14 protein-coding genes and 1 pseudogene are annotated in these 14,858 nt (G+C 33.5%); 8 read left to right on the top strand and 7 right to left on the bottom strand.

From position 1 onward, the window contains the following. The first annotated feature begins 30 nt into the window (after positions 1–30). The 4 genes from C8C83_RS14685 to C8C83_RS14700 all read left to right on the top strand — a co-directional run bounded on the left by C8C83_RS14685 (position 31) and on the right by C8C83_RS14700 (position 5,307). Entirely contained in the window at positions 31–1,812 is a 1,782-nt protein-coding gene (locus C8C83_RS14685; protein ID WP_132011796.1) for a cytochrome c peroxidase, read from the top strand. 590 nt (positions 1,813–2,402) lie between these two features. Then, positions 2,403–3,002, top strand: a complete 600-nt coding sequence (locus C8C83_RS14690; protein WP_233566082.1) for a porin family protein — start codon at positions 2,403–2,405, stop codon at positions 3,000–3,002. Positions 3,003–3,127: 125 nt separating this feature from the next. Beyond that, positions 3,128–4,177 (top strand): histidine kinase, encoded by a 1,050-nt coding sequence (locus C8C83_RS14695; protein ID WP_121329195.1) that lies wholly within the window; start codon positions 3,128–3,130, stop codon positions 4,175–4,177. Between the two features lie 419 nt (positions 4,178–4,596). Further along, positions 4,597–5,307 carry a LytTR family DNA-binding domain-containing protein gene (locus C8C83_RS14700; protein WP_199174556.1) on the top strand — a complete coding sequence of 237 codons (711 nt, stop codon included), beginning with the start codon at positions 4,597–4,599 and terminating at the stop codon, positions 5,305–5,307. Positions 5,308–5,309: 2 nt separating this feature from the next. On the opposite strand, the gene C8C83_RS14705 is transcribed toward C8C83_RS14700, so the two are convergent. Together C8C83_RS14705 and C8C83_RS14710 are read right to left on the bottom strand one after the other, a co-directional pair. Further along, positions 5,310–6,245: a DUF6268 family outer membrane beta-barrel protein gene (locus tag C8C83_RS14705; protein WP_121329196.1), complete on the bottom strand. Its 936-nt coding sequence runs from the start codon at positions 6,243–6,245 to the stop codon at positions 5,310–5,312. Between the two features lie 171 nt (positions 6,246–6,416). Further along, complete coding sequence (locus C8C83_RS14710) at positions 6,417–6,959, bottom strand: hypothetical protein (protein ID WP_121329197.1); 543 nt, start codon at positions 6,957–6,959, stop codon at positions 6,417–6,419. Positions 6,960–7,147: 188 nt separating this feature from the next. Here C8C83_RS14710 and C8C83_RS14715 point away from each other — a divergent pair. The 3 genes and pseudogenes from C8C83_RS14715 to C8C83_RS14725 all read left to right on the top strand — a co-directional run. Further along, positions 7,148–7,420 (top strand): annotated as a pseudogene (locus C8C83_RS14715) (MATE family efflux transporter); the annotation flags it as partial. Between the two features lie 219 nt (positions 7,421–7,639). Next, entirely contained in the window at positions 7,640–7,867 is a 228-nt protein-coding gene (locus tag C8C83_RS14720; RefSeq protein ID WP_056247475.1) for a hypothetical protein, read from the top strand. A gap of 72 nt (positions 7,868–7,939) precedes the next feature. Then, the gene (locus tag C8C83_RS14725) at positions 7,940–9,874 is read left to right on the top strand and encodes an LTA synthase family protein (RefSeq protein WP_121329198.1); all 1,935 of its coding nucleotides are present in this window, start codon (positions 7,940–7,942) and stop codon (positions 9,872–9,874) included. 71 nt (positions 9,875–9,945) lie between these two features. On the opposite strand, the gene meaB is transcribed toward C8C83_RS14725, so the two are convergent. The 5 genes from meaB to C8C83_RS14750 all read right to left on the bottom strand — a co-directional run bounded on the left by meaB (position 9,946) and on the right by C8C83_RS14750 (position 13,552). After that, positions 9,946–11,043 carry a methylmalonyl Co-A mutase-associated GTPase MeaB gene (gene meaB / locus C8C83_RS14730; protein WP_165877240.1) on the bottom strand — a complete coding sequence of 366 codons (1,098 nt, stop codon included), beginning with the start codon at positions 11,041–11,043 and terminating at the stop codon, positions 9,946–9,948. A 162-nt stretch (positions 11,044–11,205) separates the two neighbouring features. Next, positions 11,206–11,847, bottom strand: coding sequence for an NAD(P)H-binding protein (locus C8C83_RS14735; protein ID WP_121329200.1), 642 nt, complete (start codon positions 11,845–11,847; stop codon positions 11,206–11,208). A 57-nt stretch (positions 11,848–11,904) separates the two neighbouring features. After that, on the bottom strand, positions 11,905–12,312 hold the full coding sequence (locus C8C83_RS14740; RefSeq protein ID WP_121329201.1) for an Rrf2 family transcriptional regulator: 408 nt from the start codon (positions 12,310–12,312) through the stop codon (positions 11,905–11,907). Positions 12,313–12,466: 154 nt separating this feature from the next. Continuing rightward, positions 12,467–12,931 (bottom strand): hypothetical protein, encoded by a 465-nt coding sequence (locus tag C8C83_RS14745; RefSeq protein ID WP_121329202.1) that lies wholly within the window; start codon positions 12,929–12,931, stop codon positions 12,467–12,469. Between the two features lie 54 nt (positions 12,932–12,985). After that, entirely contained in the window at positions 12,986–13,552 is a 567-nt protein-coding gene (locus tag C8C83_RS14750) for a Crp/Fnr family transcriptional regulator (RefSeq protein WP_121329203.1), read from the bottom strand. Positions 13,553–13,871: 319 nt separating this feature from the next. On the opposite strand from C8C83_RS14750, the gene C8C83_RS14755 reads away from it, so the two are divergent. Further along, positions 13,872–14,783 carry an AEC family transporter gene (locus C8C83_RS14755; protein WP_121329204.1) on the top strand — a complete coding sequence of 304 codons (912 nt, stop codon included), beginning with the start codon at positions 13,872–13,874 and terminating at the stop codon, positions 14,781–14,783. Positions 14,784–14,858: the final 75 nt, after the last annotated feature.

A 14,858-nucleotide genomic window follows, 5' to 3' on the forward strand; every position in this document is an offset into this window, starting at 1 on the left:
AAATATTCCTCTTTTAATCGGTATTACATCATGAAAAAAATATATTGTTTGTTATTCTTAGTAACATTTGTTGCTTGTCAGAAAAAAAACAAACATCAGGAAGTAAATGAATTGTTTCAGTCAGATATTACTTTATTGATCGAAAAAGTCGCCAAACTTAAATATTCGGTACAAGAAGATTCTACCGAAGCACAGATTCAGAGACAATTTCTGGAAGCACATCAGAATTATAAAAAGGTCGAAATGATAAGTGAGTATTATTCGCCCGCAGTTTCTAAATCGATCAACGGACCAGCAATCCCGGAGTTCGAAGAAAATGATAAAGTGACCGTTCAGGCCGAAGGTTTTCAGGTTATTGAGGAATTGGTTTTTCCGAAATATAACAGAGCGAGCAAAAAAGAGTTACTTCAGGAATTGGGCGTTTTATCAGCAAATTTAACTCGGTTAGTAAAAGTTTCAAGTTCTAATGAATTGACAGATGCGCACGTTTTTGATGCGATGCGATTAGAAGTTTACAGAATTATTACTTTAGGAATTACCGGTTTTGATTCTCCTGTTGTTTTAAATTCACTTCCGGAAGCATTCGTTTCTTTAGAAACAATCGAAAAATATTATAAGGTTTATCTCGAAGATAAGTCAGTTTCCGATGCAAAACAAGTTCTTGCAGTTTTAGAAAAAGGCAAGAAGTATTTAAAAAACAACAAAAATTTCAATGCTTTTGATCGCGCTTATTTTATCAAAGAAATCGCGAATCCGTTAAGTCGTGGATTGTATAAAACACAATCTGAATTGGGAATTTCATTAATGAAAGAACAAAGGGGTTTGAAAGTAACAGCACAAACTTTATTTGACAAAGACGCTTTTGATCCCGAAGCTTTTTCGGGTTTCCCCGATTATAAAACAACGTCCGAAAAAATTGCTTTAGGGAAAAAGTTGTTCAATGATCCTATTTTATCCGGAAACAATACGCGTTCTTGCGCTTCGTGTCATCACGCCGATAAAGCGTTTACGGATGGTTTGGAAACAGCGGTTTCATTAGACGGAAAATCAATGATTCAGCGTAATACGCCAACATTAAATAATATCGCTTTTCAACGTGTGTTTTTTGCAGATTCGCGAGTAAGTTATCTCGAAGATCAGGCTGTTGCCGTAATAAAAAACGAAAATGAAATGCATGGTTCTCTGGAGAAATCTGCTTTGGCGATTCAAAAGAAAGCTGGTTATGTAAAGGAATTCGAGAAAGCTTTTCCGAAAGGAGAAATCAATGAATTTGCAATCAAAAATGCTTTAGCATCTTACATTCGTTCGTTAAGTCATTACGATTCAAAGTTCGACGGATATATGCAAAACAAAGCAACCTTTACAGCCGATGAAAAAGCAGGATTTAATCTGTTTGCCGGAAAAGCCAAATGTGCAACTTGCCATTTTATCCCATTAACAAACGGAACTGTTCCGCCAAATTTTGACAGATCTGAAAGTGAGATTTTAGGCGTTCCCAATAAAAATAAAAAGCTAGATGGCGATTTAGGAAAATTTGTGATTACGGGAGCAGCGATTCATAAATACTCATTCAAAACTCCGACGATTAGAAATATTGAACTTACAGCGCCTTATATGCATAATGGTGTTTATAAAACGATGGAAGAAGTGATAGATTTTTATAATGAAGGCGGAGGTTTAGGTAAAGGTTTCGATCTCCCAAACCAAACTTTACCCGAAGATAAATTGAACCTGTCAGATCAAGAAAAAAAGCAGTTGATTGCTTTTATGAGAACGTTGACGGATAGGACGTTTGTGGAGGAAAGAGAATAGAATAAAGATGTTAGAAGCAAGAAGCAAGATTTAAGGTGGTTTTGGAATTCTCTTGTTATAAATGTTGATTCTTGTTGTTTATAAAGGGTTTACGTATAGCTTTGCGAGCTTTGTATTCTTTTTGTAAGCTAACAACTTCGTGGACTTTGCGGTTAAATTTTTTGCCACAAATTGCACAAATTAGCGCGAATTTTAAATTTCAAGATATTGCTTTGCGAGCTTTGTATTCTTTTTCCAAGCTAACAACTTCGCGAGCTTTGCGAAAAACCTTTGCAAACTTTGCGGTAAAATTTTTTTGCCACGAATTGCACAAATTAGTGCGAATTTTTAATCTCGAGATATTGCTTTGCGAGCTTTGTATTCTTTTTGCAAGCTAACAACTTCGTGAACTTTGCGTAAATCTTTGCGAACTTTGCGGTAAAATTTTTTCGCCACGAATTTCACAGATTCCATATATTAATCCGTGCAATTCGTGGCAAAAAAACTTTAAATAATTCCATTGGTCAAAAGCCAAATGCAGTTCATCAAACTAATTTTAATAGCGTTTTAGGTTTGTGCTCCTTTGCATCAAATTAATAAAAACTATTATCATGAACATTTACAAATTAGTATTACTAATCACTATTTTCTTAGTGAGTTTGATTTCCTCAAAAGTTACAGCACAATCTCCGCTTCCAATTCATGTGGGGATAAAAGGAGGTTCTAATTATTCTGAATTGCCGGTTACAGATGGCTTTAGCTCAAAATATGCAGCGGGTTATTTTGTGGGAGCAATGGGAAGATTCGATTTTAAAAGATTCTATATTCAAAATGAACTCTTGTATAGTGAGAAGTCTTCGAAAATTGAGAAAACTTCATTGACAACTTCTGGAAATGCAAAATGGAGAAGTCTCGAAATGCCTTTGTTAATAGGTTACAAAGTAATTGATCTTTCGACTTTGAATGTGAGAGTTTTTGGAGGAGGAGTTTATTCTTATGTTCTGGATGAAAATATTTCGTCATTAAATCAACTTAAAAACTCTTATACAAAATTCAACAAATCTAATATTGGTTATCAGGTTGGAGCAGGAGTCGAAATGTGGAAATTTACCTTAGATTTCGTTTATCAAGGCGGACTGAATAATCTAAGTAAAGACTTTAATTCTAAAACAGATTCCTTTAATGTAAGTGTTGGATATTTTTTCCTATAACTTCACAATTTATCGGTTAACCTTAAGCAGCAGCAAAGAATCTTTTTGGTTCTTTGCTGTTCGTTTAGAAAATATAGGGTTATTTTTGAACTAAAAAATTCTCATAATTTACTTACTTTTTTTTGATGACTATAAAATATAAAAACCGGCATTGGATATTTTTAATCTTTTTCTGGTTCATACTTGGTATTACGATTTGGGCGCAATTGATAGCTGATTATGGAATAATGTCGGCTATACGTCAGTCGTTTTTAATATTATTAAGCGCTATTGTTTTGGCACATTTTCTTAGTGATGTAATGCTTCCTAAGGCATTACGCAAAAACAAAATGACACTATTTGCAGTACAGGCTTTTGTTGTAGTGCTGCTTTTGTCCTTTTGTCTGGCTGTGATTTATGCTGTTTTTTCCGATTCGCACACACGTAACCGACTATATCCGGAAGAAGCAAATATGGCTACTATTGAGTTTTTGTGGGCTCGTTTTTGCGGAAGCATTCCAGCTGCACTTTTGATTTGTGGAACCGCTTGCGGACTTCGATTTTATCAGGAACATAATGTGATCGAAAGAAATCACGCCGAATTAAAACAAGTTCACTTAGAAGCTCAGATAAAAATCTTGCAAGATCAAATCAATCCGCATTTGATGTTTAATATCTTGAATCATATTCACATTTTGATGCAAAGCAACGTCGAATTAGCTTCGGTATTACTAGTTCAGTTTTCGGATATTTTAAGGTATCAATTATATGAATGTAATAAAGAATACGTTGCGTTGCATCTTGAAATTAAATACCTGAAAGATTTAATTGCCGTAGAAGAAACCCGTTGGGGAAATGAATTAGAGGTAAAAAGCAAATGGAATATCGAAGACGGTCATCTTCAGATTGTACCTTTACTTTTGGTTCCATTAATAGAAAATGCTTTTAAACATGTATCAAGACTTCCAAACCATAAAGGATACGTGCATTTATCATGCGAACAAATAAATAAACAACTGATTTTTAAAATAGAAAACTCTTATACAGAACAATACAAAGTTCCTTCTAAAAATCAAGGTTTAGGGCTCGAAAACGTCAAAAAAAGATTATCGATTCAATATCCCGAAAAACATCATTTAGAGATAAAAAATACAGATTCAGATTTTACCGTAAAAGTGATCTTAGACTTAAAATAAAAAAAAGCTTTTTCCACAGATTATAAAGATTAAAAGGATTTTTTTTACCACGAATTTCACAAATTTTCACTAATTAATCCATTTAGTTATGTAGATAAAGCTTTGTGAACTTTGCATTCTTTCAAAAGTCAAAACTTTCCGAACTTTGCGAAAAACCTTTGCCAACTTTGCGGTAAAATTTTCGCCACTGATTAGAAGGGTTTTGTAGAAGAGGCAAGAATAAAGTAGTAAGAATAAAGTAGCAAGATGAAAGAAGCAAGAGTAAAGAATATAGAATATAGAGGAAAGAATATAGAATAGAGAAAAAAATCTACTTAATCAGCAAAATCTGCGAGAGACCTTTTTTATGCCATAATACGAAACCTGAAACAAAGAAAACCTGAAACAAAACAAACAAAATAAACCTGAAACAAAAAAATATGAATATGAAATGTCTCGTTATTGACGACGAACCAATTGCAAGAAACGGAATCGTAGATTTTGTTTCAAAAATTGATTTTCTTGAAGTTGTTGGCACTTGTGCTTCTGCTTTGGAAGCGACTTCGTACATTCAGGATAAACAAATTGATTTACTGTTTCTGGATATAAATATGCCATATTTATCCGGATTAGAATTTTTAGAATCTTTGGATAATCCGCCGTTAGTTATTTTTACTACCGCTTATTCAGAACATGCTTTGGATGGATATCGCCTGCAAGTTGTTGATTATTTGCTGAAACCAATTACGTTTCAGCGTTTTTATCAGGCTTCTTTAAAAGCAAAACAATGGCATCAAATGATTTCTCCAAAGCAAAATCAATTAGATCCGTTTCTTTATGTTCGTCAGGAAGAAGGATTTCAAAAGATTTCGTGGGTAGATATTTTATACATCGAAGGAATGCAAAATTATGCCAAACTTCATTTTACAGATAGAATTCTCGTGATTCATCAAACTATGATTTCATTAGAAGAAACACTTCCAAAGGAAATTTTCTTTAGAATTCACAAATCATTTCTAGTCAATATTACACACATTGATTCCGTTTCTGGCGGACGATTGTTTGTGAAAGGACAAGAACTACCTATTTCAAGAACACGCCGTGAAGCATTATTGAAAGAGGTAGTTTATAAAAATCTATTGAGCAGATAAATCTAGAATTGCCATTTTAAAGCTAAAGCTGCATAAAAGGTTGTCGTAAATCTTGGGTTTGCCATATCTTTTTCTTTGAACATATTTTTTATTTTTCGGTCATTGGTAGAGAACGATCGAGCCAAAGTACTTCCTGCTGTAGGTTCAAATGTCCAATGTTTACCAAATTTAAGCTGAGGTCTTAAACCCGCAATAATTTGTTGATATCCAAGTAACATCGATTTGTTTGTCGGATTTATTTCAGCAGTCATTCCGCTAAGTTCAACAACTGTTTTTAAGTCAAATGTTTCAGACATTCTGTAACCTAATTCTAAACCTTCGGGAAAAGCAACTTTAAAATGTAGCGCGCCTTTAGATTCCCAATTAAAGTAAATTCCCGGAAGTACCATTGGAACACCAAAACTATTGGTTAAAACCGGTCCAAAACCAAAAGCCAAATTAGGATTGAATTGTTTGATAAAAAGAACGCCACCTTGTATCAGAATATCATCTTTATTGATTTCGACCATATCTGTATAAACACCTACAGAAGCCATAACTAAAATGGACCACGACGGAGAAATTGATCTCAAATGTTTGACTCCAATTTGTGCGTTTAAAAGTTCATCGGGAAAACCGTTTGGAATTTCTACAGGAAGATCTCGTAGATCATAATTTTTGTTTTCCATTTTGGCATAAGCTCCCTGAAGCACGATCGACCAAAGTTGGGGATGATTGTATTTGTCCATTTTCATGGAAAGCGGGATTTCTACAGAAAGCTGAGCTCTTTTAAAATTACTTTTGGCGTCTGTTTTAGCACTGTCAATTGGTCGTACATAATTAGAAAACGGAACATAATCTACTTTAAATTCTCCTGAGATATTTTGTTGTGCTCTTGCAGAAATTGTAACCAATAAAAAAATAAATAATTGCGATAGATAAAAAACTGTCTTGTTCATGATTTTGATTAATTTTTCTGCGAAGTACAACGTTCTTCATTAATCAGAAAAAATCATTTGACGACTGGTCTTTATCTTTTGACCAAATGCATAAAAACACAAAACCCGACAGACTATGCGATCTGTCGGGTTTGTTACCAAAAACAAAAATAATAAATTAAACCTTTACTTTTATAAATCAAAACCATAGGCTAGACGTAAAGCCACTTGGTTGGTTTTGAATTTGTTATAGTCCTCATAACGGACACTAATATCAATGTACTTGTTGGCGTATCCAATTCCTGGCGCCCATAAAAAAGTGGTTTGATCGTAACCGTTTGTAACGGCAAAACCAGCACCAACTTCACCTAAAACATAGAATTGATCTTCCCAGATAAAAGCTTTAAAACCAGCTTTTGCCGGAATAAAACCAAGATCTTTTACATCAACTCCGTTTTCATCTTTTCCCATAAACAAATTGGTAAAACCAGTTGTTAAGGTCAACGAAGTTCTTTTTGATAAATCATACTGTAAACGAACATCTCCACCCAAAGACCAATCGTATGCATTGTCAGTTGGTAAACCTCCGTTAAGTCCAAATCCCAATCTGAAGCCCTGATCGTATTTTTTGATTTCTCCTTCAGATTTGGTCAACGTTGTAGTGTCTTGAGCAAACGTGGTATTGGCGTATAATAAAGCGAAAGTCGCTAGGCAGAACATTTTTAGATTTCTCATGACAATTTTTTTTGAATTTATAATGTTGTAAAAATAGTAGCAAGGTCTTCGGGCGTTGTTATATAATTTTTTGAAATTGTTATATAATCTCGAGGTTCATTAAAAATGACTTAATATTTGCTTATGTTTTTAATAGTGTCAAAGAATTCAAAGCTTCTGACTATCTTTGCCGACTAAAAAGAATAGAATTGAATTTAAAGCAGTGCGTTAAAGAATTTTCATACAATTTAAGAGTAGCATATCCCATTATATTAGGTATGTTTGGACATACTTTAATAGGTACTGTCGATAATATAATGGTAGGGAAATTAGGAAGTACTGAACTTGCGGCAGTTTCATTAGGAAAAAGCATGGTTTTTATTGCAATGTTGTTAGGAATTGGATTCTCAACCGCAATTACCCCAATTGTTGCAGAACGTGATGCCGAAAAAAACGATTCTAAAATTCGTGCAGCATTTCATCTTCATTTCCTGACCAAAAAATTAATCAAAAATTCAGTTTCAAATAGTTAAATTTGAACCTTATAAAAAAACAAAATACAACAGATTAAATGATTTCTTAAAATGATATGCTAAATCTGTGATAGGAAAAATAAATAATTAAGCCAAATTGCCAAGATTGATACAGATTATAAAATCTTTTTAATCAGTGACAAAAAAACAAAACATAAAATAAATAATATGGAATTACCTAAATTTTTACTCGGAGATAATACTGACTTTCCAGATGATATTTTCATCATTCACCTTGATTATCCTAGATTTATAATCAACTTAAAAGATGATGAGGTTGAGTTTATGGAAGAAGCAGAAGATCTTGACGAAGCCGAATTAAATGCTGAAATGGAAGGTTTAATTGTTCTTGCTAATGAATTTTATGACCGTGAAATAACGCGTTACGAAGAGTAGACACACACATTATAAGCCTTATAATACGTTTTACAATATTTCTCAGTCAAAAAATATTTTTAAATCTTTCTAATGAAAAAATTAAGTTATTTAAAACCCATTTTCAATTTTATAGCAATTGGATTGCTAATTACTACTTTAAGCCGAATATTTTTGTTTTTTATTTTTAAAGACAGAGTAGTAGAAACACCAAATTTCTGGTATATTTTTCCAATCGGTCTCCGAATGGATTTAATTTTATTGTGTTATTTATCATTTCTGCCGGCAGTTTTAATTACTTTCTTACCGAATAAAGCATTAAAATTCACCAATAAACTTCTGGTGATTTATAGCTTTTTATTCCTGTTTCTGGTTCTTTTTGTAGAATTGGCAACACCTGATTTTGTAAAACAATACGATACGCGTCCAAATAAGATATTCTTAGATTATCTGATTTATCCAAAAGAAGTTGTTGGAATGCTTTTAAAAAGTTATCTGACTTCTATCATTGTAACATTCTTAATTTTGGGAGTTGTTCTGTATTTTGCTTTCAAAAAAGGGAAAAAATATTTCTACACAACCAGTACGGACTTTAAGTTTAAACTAATGATTTTTCCATTATTAGCTTTCTTATTGTTTTTTGGAGCACGTTCAAGTCTTACGTCAAAACGCCCGATAAATGCGAGTAATGCTGTTTTCTCAACAGATCAACTGACAAATACTTTGGGATTAAATTCATTTTATACAGTAGCTTTTGCAGCTTATTCGATTAAAAATGAAGGAAACACCAAGATGTATGGTAAAATGGATGAAGCCGAAGCAATTGCTCGTGTAAAAAAATACATGATTGCCGGACCAACTGATTTTACAGATGCTGAGATTCCGTTTTTGCACGTTCAACAACCGGATACCGTTTTAAAGAAACCTTATAACTTGGTTATCTTTTTACAAGAAAGTTTAGGAGCTGAATACGTTGGTATTTTAGGCGGAAAACCATTAACGCCGGAATTTGATAAATTATCGAAAGAAGGTTTATTGTTTACCAATTTATATTGTACAGGAACAAGAAGTGTCCGAGGAATTGAAGCGGTTGTAACCGGATTTTTGCCTTCACCATCAGAAAGTGTAGTAAAGTTAGGAAACTCACAACAAGGATTTTTTACTTTGGCAGAAGCCTTAAAACAAAAAGGATACGACACCAGTTTTATTTACGGTGGAATGGCGAATTTTGATAATATGGCTTCGTTTTTCAACGGAAATGGTTTTGAGGATATAGTAGATCAGGAAGATTTTGAATCTGATGGAAATAAATATGCTTTCAAAGGAACCTGGGGTTATTCAGATGAAGATTTAGTTACTAAAGCAAACAATTATTTTAAAGCAAAAGGCGATAAACCTTTCTTTTCATTAATGTTTTCGACTTCAAATCATGAGCCTTTTGAATATCCTGCGGGAAGAATCAAACCTTATGATACAAAACCAGCAACGGTAAATAATGCCATGAAATATGCTGATTTCTCTATTGGGAAATTCTTCGAAATGGCGAAAAAAGAACCTTATTTCAAGAATACTATTTTCATCGTAATCGCGGATCATAACACAAGAACATATGGAAAAAATTTAGTGCCAATTAATAAGTTCCATATCCCGGCTTTAATTATGGGACCAGGAGTTCCAAAAGGAGTTTCGTATAGTAAATTGGCAAGTCAAATTGATATTCCGCCAACATTGTTGAGTTATTTAGGACTTTCGTTTGAAACACCAATGGTTGGAAGAAATCTAAATAAACTAGATCCAAAAACGCAAGGAAGATCAATCATGCAGTTTAATGATATCAACGCATTCAGAGTAGAAAATCAAGTTGTAATCATGCAGCCAAATTTGAAACCTCTGCAATTCGAAATCAAAAATGATACAACTTTGATTCCGGTTAAATTAAATGAAGAATTAGCAAAAGATGCTTTGGCACATGTAATTACAGCAGGAAATTTATATAGAGAAAACAAATACAAGTTGAGGAAAAAATAGGTTCAGAGGAAGATAGTTGCAAAGGTTCAGAGAAACAGGATGTAAAAAACCTTTGTAGCTTTGAACCTTTGTTACTTTATACCTTTATTAAAATATATCGACAGCAAATTTTGAGCAGCTGCAAAAGGTGATATTTCATCGTTTTGCACTGCTTTTTTGTTTTGTTCTAATTGTGAAATAATCTCAGGCTGATTGTAGAAATTCAGTTTCAATTGTTCGTTTATGGTTTCCATCATCCAGAATTGATTTTGGTCTTTTCGCTTTTCGCTGAAGAAACCAGATTCATTAGTCATTTCAACATATTGAGAAATCGTTTCCCAGATTTCAGAAATTCCATCTTTTGTAATGGCGCTGCAAGTCGTAACTTTTGGCTGCCAATTTGATTTTTTTGGAGGAAATAAATGCAAAGCCCTATTGAATTCAAGTTTTGCCTGATTTGCTTTTTTGATATTATCGCCGTCAGCTTTATTGATTACGATCGCATCGGCCATTTCCATAATACCGCGTTTAATGCCCTGAAGTTCATCGCCGGCACCGGAAATTTTCAATAATAAGAAAAAGTCAACCATACTATGAACAGCAGTTTCGCTTTGTCCAACGCCAACAGTTTCGATAATTATAGTATCAAAACCAGCGGCTTCGCAAAGTATAATTGATTCACGCGTTTTGCGAGCTACGCCGCCTAGAGTATCTCCGGAAGCACTTGGTCTAATAAAAGCATTTTCATCTTTTACCAATTCTTCCATTCGGGTTTTATCACCAAGAATACTTCCGTGCGAAAGTGAACTACTTGGATCAACCGCCAAAACAGCTACTTTTTTGCCCAATTGCGTTAAATAACTTCCAAAAGCTTCAATAAAAGTACTTTTCCCAACTCCGGGAACACCCGTAATCCCAACTCGGATTGATTTATTAGCGTAAGGTAAACAACCATTTATAACTTCATTTGCTTTTGCAGCATGTTCTGGATTTGTGCTTTCGACCAAAGTAATCGCGCGACTTAATGCAGTTCTGTTTCCAAGCAAAATTCCATCGATTAATTCAGAAGAAGAAGGCTGTTGTCTTCTGTTTTTTTTAATTTGATGGATCGCAGAAACATTGGTGATTTCAGGAGGCGAAATTCCGGCTTTTTCTTGTAAGCTGCTTGATTGTTTTTTTGAACTGGACAAAATATACTTTTTGGTAGTGTAAAAGTACAGAAAACAAAAACAGTTTCAAAAAGTAAGTTTGCCACGAATTACACGAATTTTCACGAATTTGTTATGCGTATGCATTTAAAATTGAAAAGAATAATTAGTGAAAATTCGTGAAATTCGTGGCAGAAAAATAAATTAATAAGCAGCAGTAAAACGAACTTGATGATGTTTTGCGTTTTCAGTTTCGTCAGCAATTGCAACAGCTAAATCTTCTACAGAAAGAATACTTCTTTGTTCGTCATTAAATACTGGGTTTTCTAAACCTAAGCGGTATTTTCCTGTTCTTCCTGTTGTAATACCTTGGTGCATTTCTAAAGCTGGACTAAAAAATGCCCAATCTAAATCTTTTTCTTCTTTGATTACGTTAAGATAATCTCTTGCAGCAGATGCGGCTGCATAATATTCTTTTGGGAAATCAGGAGTGTCAACCGCTTGTACGCCTGGTGCTACGAATAAACTTCCGCCACCTCCGATAGTGATAAAACGCTTAACGCCAGATTTTTTTGCAGCTTCCTGAATTGCTTTTGATCCTTTATCAAAATCCTCTGTATAGTTAGGATTTGTCCAACCTGGATTGTAAGCGTTAATGATCACATCATTTCCTTTAAGTGTTTCTGCCAAAGCATCTACATTAAAAACATCAGCTTTTATCCATGTTACATTTTTAGTATCGTTTGGAGTTCTTGCAATAGCAGTAATGTCATGATTTCTGTTTGCTAATTCGTTTAAAATTGCTGAGCCAACAAATCCGGTTGCTCCAATAATTGCGATTTTCATAGTATATAATTTAAGTTTGTAATAAAAAATGTTACAGTTTTGTTCAAAAAAATGCCTTTAAAATTGATTAGAAAAATCTTCAAGTGAAATACCTTCTAATTGTAGACTAACTTTTTGATTCATATCAGCATATAAAGAACTTAGATTTTCATTGATCTTTTTTCCAACAGGACAATCAGGATTAGGCTGATTTTTTGCATATCCTAAGTTAATGGTTTCAAAGGTCATTTCAAATATTTCTTTTAATGTAATTTTCGAAGGATCGACAGACAGTTTTGTTCCGCCATTTTTACCTTCTTTGCTTTCTACAATATGATGTGCTTTTAAGTTGGCAATTTCTTTTCGAACCAAAACAGGATTCAAATTGATGCTTCCCGCAATATACTCAGATGACAAAAAATCATTTGGGTATTTTGTCAGCAAAGTCAAAATGTGAATCGTTATGGCAAATTTACCTGAAATCATACTGTAATAAATTATGTTACAAATGTAGAGAGGTTTTTTCGAATAAAAAAAGTTTTAACTAAAAATTAATGATACGAATGAGAATCACAGCTTAAAAACAAACAGGAATTTATACGCATTATTCGTTTGAATAACGCGTATTTCCCGGGATGAACTATTTGATTTTTGATTGATTTCTAATTGCAGAAAAATATACCCAGCCTATAAAAAGGAACTGTAACGGTATTCTGAACCATAGGTAAGAAGTGCCTTTTCCGCTATAATCCGCCGCTTGTAGATTTATATTGTGACAGGCAGCATAGATATTTGCAGGAAGAAGCATTATAAAAAATATGATAAGAAGTTTGCCGCTAAGCACTTTTGTAGCAGGAATTAAAAGCCAAACTGCGGCAATGAGTTCGATAATTCCTGTTACGTAGACAATTACAACAGGTGAGGGCAAAAAGGAGATCATCATCGCCATTCCTTTGGCAAAAGCAAAATGACCAATGGCTGTAAATACAAGCATCGCTGCCATAGCAATTCTTCCGGCAAGTGCTGTTTCAAATCTTTTAGTTATAAGTCTTATAATTAGCAAAGCAATTGCAAAAACTCCGAATAAAATAAATAAGGTTTCCATATCTTTTTTTATGCAAAGTTGCACGCAAAAGGAACCTTAAACAATGAACCTGGGTTAATAAATGCGTTTTCTTATTCGGCTCAACGCTTGTGGAGTAATACCAATATAAGAAGCAAGATACTTTTGAGGAATCTTCTGGATTAATTGTGGTTGCTCTGTAAATAAATTGCGATAGCGCTGTTCAGCAGAATCATTAAGAAGAGAAAGTTCTCTCTTAGTCTTTTTTAGAAATAAGCTTTCGCTTGCAAGACGACCAATTGTGTTACCAATTTTAGTTTCAGCATAAATGTCCTGAAGATCATTATAAGATATACGCCAAAGTACAGTATCAGCCAAAGCTTCAATGGTATAATGCGCGGGTAATCGTGTAATAAAGGAATCGTAGCCGCTTGCAAATTCGCCATCAAATACAAATGCAAAAGTAAGATCACTTTCTTCACGAGCGATATAATATCGGACTAATCCTTTCTCGACAAATGAAAGATAGTTTTCCAAATGGTCTTTTTTAAGTATAGCGGCTTTCTTTGGGAATTCCTCACGTATTAATTTTGAAGAAAAAGCGTCCCATTCTTCATCCGAAAGTTTTGCCATTCGCTCAAAATTGTCTCTTATTTGCTGCATTGATTTGTGAAATTATATATGAGTCCTTTAGGAATTGAAAGTTTCCAAATTGTGCCGTTAGGCACTAAATATTGGTAGTCATATCGGTTAGAAATTCGTTGGCGTGCCGTAGGTACGCAACAAAATGATATCTATTGCGTACCTACGGCACGCTAAATTTATTCTAATTCCCGTTTTTTACCAATATTTAGTGCCTAACGGCACATTTCAATTCTTGATTAGCATTACACATTAAAAGTAGCAAAAAATCTTTTTAAAGCACTACATTTTGTTTTATACATCAATGTATAAATGTCTATTTTTGTGACTACTCAACGCTATGAACAATTTTATTTTAATATTTTTCTTCCTGATATTAGGTTTGCTTTTACAAAGAGTAAAACGCTTTCCTACTAATATTTACAAGGTTTTAAATAAAATTGTAATTTATATTTGTCTGCCTGCAATTACTTTATATCATATTCCGAAAATAAAGTGGAGCAATGAATTGTTGTTTCCAATTGCTTCAGGTTGGATTTGTTTTATTTTGGCATTTGCTTTTTTTCATTTCCTGGGAAGAAAATTTGGGTGGTCGAACAAACTTATTGGCTGTCTGATTTTAACTGCCGGATTAAGCAATAGTTCTTTTCTTGGTTATCCTATAATTGAAGCTTTATTTGGAAAAAAAGGTCTAGAAACGGCTGTTTTGGTCGATCAACCCGGAACTTTTGTTGTGGTTTCTTCTTTGGGAGTTTTTGTGGCGGCTTTTTATTCAAAAGGAAGTCCGAATGCAATTAGTATTATCAAAAAAGTATTGTTTTTTCCACCATTCCTCACATTTGTTTTTGCTTGTTTAATGAATATTTCAGGCTATCAATTGAATATTAATATTCAGACTTTTTTATTAAAATTAGGAAGTTTGGTGACACCATTGGCACTGCTTTCAGTAGGATTGCAACTTCAATTTGATCGTAGAAGTCAGCACTGGAAATTTCTTCGACTTGGACTTTTCTTCAAGTTAATTCTAAGTCCGCTGTTAATCTTTGTTTTATATGTTTTTATTTTCAATCAACATTCAGAAGCTATAAAAGTTACTTTAATGGAAGTTGCTATGGCTCCAATGATTACTGGTGCAATTCTGGCTTCGACTTATGGATTAAAACCCAGATTAAGCAGTATGATGATTGGTTTTGGAATCCCAATTTCGTTTTTAACGCTTGCTATTTGGTACCTGATTCTTCAATTTATTTAGTAAACAGAACTAATTCTACAGGCAAAATAGAATTTTAACGAATTTTTAAAAAAATCGTGTTTTCTTTATCCCTTT

Origin of the sequence: Flavobacterium sp. 90 (assembly GCF_004339525.1) — a bacterium.
Lineage (GTDB): Bacteria > Bacteroidota > Bacteroidia > Flavobacteriales > Flavobacteriaceae > Flavobacterium.